The organism is Mesorhizobium sp. M7A.F.Ca.AU.002.02.1.1 (assembly GCF_003998535.1).
Classification (GTDB): Bacteria; Pseudomonadota; Alphaproteobacteria; order Rhizobiales; family Rhizobiaceae; genus Mesorhizobium; species Mesorhizobium ciceri.
The window spans coordinates 1-2,822 of the sequence record NZ_RZPB01000765.1 but is presented as its reverse complement, the minus strand read 5'-3'; the positions used below and the strand labels follow the sequence as shown (position 1 = coordinate 2,822).

3 protein-coding genes are annotated in these 2,822 nt (G+C 63.2%); all 3 read left to right on the top strand.

The features are described 5' to 3' along the window. Positions 1 to 678, top strand: a 678-nt coding sequence (locus EN879_RS30885) for an MFS transporter (protein ID WP_348629962.1), incomplete at its 5' end; no start/stop codon positions are given. 110 nt (positions 679 to 788) lie between these two features. Beyond that, positions 789 to 1,526 (top strand): dienelactone hydrolase family protein, encoded by a 738-nt coding sequence (locus tag EN879_RS30880; protein WP_063168200.1) that lies wholly within the window; start codon positions 789 to 791, stop codon positions 1,524 to 1,526. A 108-nt stretch (positions 1,527 to 1,634) separates the two neighbouring features. Further along, positions 1,635 to 2,813, top strand: a complete 1,179-nt coding sequence (locus EN879_RS30875; protein WP_063168199.1) for an NAD(P)/FAD-dependent oxidoreductase — start codon at positions 1,635 to 1,637, stop codon at positions 2,811 to 2,813. The last annotated feature ends 9 nt before the right edge of the window (positions 2,814 to 2,822 follow it).

The window sequence follows — 2,822 nt, the reverse complement described above, 5'->3', positions numbered from 1 at the left end:
GTGCCTACACTGGTCGTGCTTTTGATCTGGATTCCGCAGGCGCTGGGCAGCCGTCGGCAGGTCAGTCATCGGGGCTTTCGCGTCGTTGGTCTCTGGCGCGATCGCCTGGCCTGGCAGGTGACGCTGTTCATGGGCCTGCAGTCGGCACTTGCCTATTGCATCTTCGGTTGGCTGGCGCCGATCTTGCGCGAGCGTGGCTTCGATGCGGCCACCGCCGGCGCCATGGTTTCGGTGTCTGTCATGGCGCAAGTCATCACCTGCCTCGCCGTGCCATCCTTCGCGATGCGGCTGAAAGACCAGCGCGGCATCAATGTGGCGCTCGTTGCCACGGCGGTGATCGCGCTGCTCGGCATTCTGTTCGCACCGACCTCGACCGTGCTGTTCTGGGCGATCCTGCAAGGCATCGGGCAGGGCGGCCTGATCGCGGCTGCCATGAGCCTGATCGTGCTGCGTTCGCCGGATTCGCATGTCGCCGCGCATCTTTCAGGCATGGCGCAAGGCGTCGGCTATGTGTTGGCGGCATTCGGCCCGCTGCTGGTGGGCCTGATCCGCGACTGGACCGGCAGTTTTTCGGGAACGGCGTTCCTGTTCGTCGCGCTCGGGCTTGGCGTAGCCATTATGGGGCTCGGTGCCGGCCGCGCGCTGCATGTCGGTGCGCGGACGGTGCGAGAAGGCTAGCAATAGCGTCACGCAATCCCGCACGAAATTTTGACTGCCATGCTCAGGGAGCGCCTTGCCGTATAGGCTTGCGCGGATATGTATCGCGCATCTGTCGAACGGAGCGAGCGATGACGAAACACGACCTTCAGATCAAGACCAGGGATGGTGTTGCCAATGCCGGGCTTTTCCGCTCGGCAAACGCATCTCCTGCCAAGGCCGGCGTCATTCTCTATCAGGACGCCTTTGGTCCGCGGCCGGCGCTCGACAGTATGGCCGAGCGACTGGCGAATGAAGGCTATGCGGTGCTGGTGCCCGACCTGTTCTACCGCAATGCACCCTACGGGCCGTTCGACGCCAAGACCGCCTTCGCCGAGGAAAAGACCAAAATCCCGCTGATGGCGCTGGTCACCGGCACGACGCAGGACATGACCATCAGCGACAGCGGTGCGTTCCTCGATGCGCTTGCGGCAGAAGGCATTACCGGGCCGATCGGCACCATCGGCTATTGCATGGGCGGCGGTCGATCATTGAATGCGGCTGCAACCTATCCCGAACGGATAAAAGCGGCCGCAAGCTTCCATGGCGGCAATCTCGCCAGCGACGCCGCCGACAGCCCGCATCGCAAGGCAGCCTCGACCAAGGCGCGCGTCTATGTCGGCACATCCGGCGTCGACAGGAGTTTCCCGCCGGAACAGTCGGCGCGGCTGGCCGAGGCGCTCAGGGTTGCGGAAGTAGATCATGTCATCGAGAACTATGCCGGCATGGCGCATGGCTGGTGCGTGCCCGATCACAGCGTTTTCAATGCCGCGGGCGCCGAACGCCACTGGAAGCGCTTGACGACGTTGTTCGCAGAGACGCTGATCTGAGCCTTTGCCTGGCTGTTCTTGCCTGTTGGCTGTCCGCCCCGTTCGCGGTATCAGGCAGCACAAATGCGCTGCGCCGGATGAGTGGGCCGAGCGGGAACGAACAGCCTGATGCAATCCTATGATGTCGTGATCATCGGCGCGGGTGCCGCCGGAATGATGTGCGCCGTGGAGGCGGCCAAGCGCGGCCGTTCTGTACTGATCCTCGATCATGCGGCGGCGCCTGGCGAGAAGATCCGCATCTCCGGCGGGGGCCGGTGCAATTTCACCAACATCCATGCCAGCCCGAAGAATTTTCTGTCGGGCAATCCGCATTTCTGCATTTCGGCGCTCAGCCGCTATACGCAACGCGATTTCATCGCCCTCGTCGAACGCCACCGCATCGCCTATCACGAAAAGACGCTTGGGCAGTTGTTCTGCGACGGCTCCGCACGCCAGATCATCGACATGCTGGTCTCGGAAATGCAGGACAAGGGCGCCGAACTGGTGCTGTCGACCAGCGTTGAGGATGTCCGCAAAACCGTGGAGGGGTTTGTGCTCACTCTCTCCACGGGCACGATTAGGTGCCAGTCTCTGGTCGTGGCCTGCGGCGGCAAGTCGATCCCCAAGATGGGGGCGACCGGTTTCGGCTACGAGCTTGCCGGACAGTTTGGGCTTGCCATCGTCGAAACGCGGCCGGCGCTGGTGCCGCTGACCTTCGACGCAAACACGCTCGAACGGCTGGCGCCGCTGGCCGGCAACGCCGTCGACGCGGAAGTCTCCTGCGGCAAGACGCGGTTCTCCGAAGCGATGCTGTTCACGCATCGCGGCGTCAGCGGACCGTCCATCCTGCAGATCTCGTCCTATTGGCGCGAGGGCGACGAAATCCGCATCGCCATGCTGCCGGGAGTTGATGTGGCGGACCTCATTCGTAGTGCCAAGCGCGGTAATGGGCGGCAGGCGGTGCAGACCGTGCTGGCAAATCACCTGCCGAAGCGGCTGGCGCAGTCGATCGCCGAACGAACCGGCATCGACGGCAACCTCGCCGATCTTGCGGACGCCCAGATCAAAACCATAGCTGCCGCAGTCAATGACTGGCGCATCAAGCCTGCCGGTTCTGAGGGCTACCGCACCGCCGAAGTGACACTGGGCGGGGTCGACACCAACGGGCTGGACCAGAAGACGATGCAGGCGAAATCCGTGCCGGGCCTGTTTTTCATCGGCGAAGTCGTCGATGTCACGGGTTGGCTGGGCGGTTATAATTTCCAGTGGGCATGGTCGTCTGGCTGGGTGGCAGGCCAGGCAGCATAGACTTACTTC

Bases quoted from the DNA above. Each gene is read 5' to 3' on its own strand.
- EN879_RS30880 (WP_063168200.1), top strand. From the start codon at position 789: ATGACGAAACACGACCTTCAGATCAAGACCAGGGATGGTGTTGCCAAT.
- EN879_RS30875 (WP_063168199.1), top strand. From the start codon at position 1,635: ATGCAATCCTATGATGTCGTGATCATCGGCGCGGGTGCCGCCGGAATG.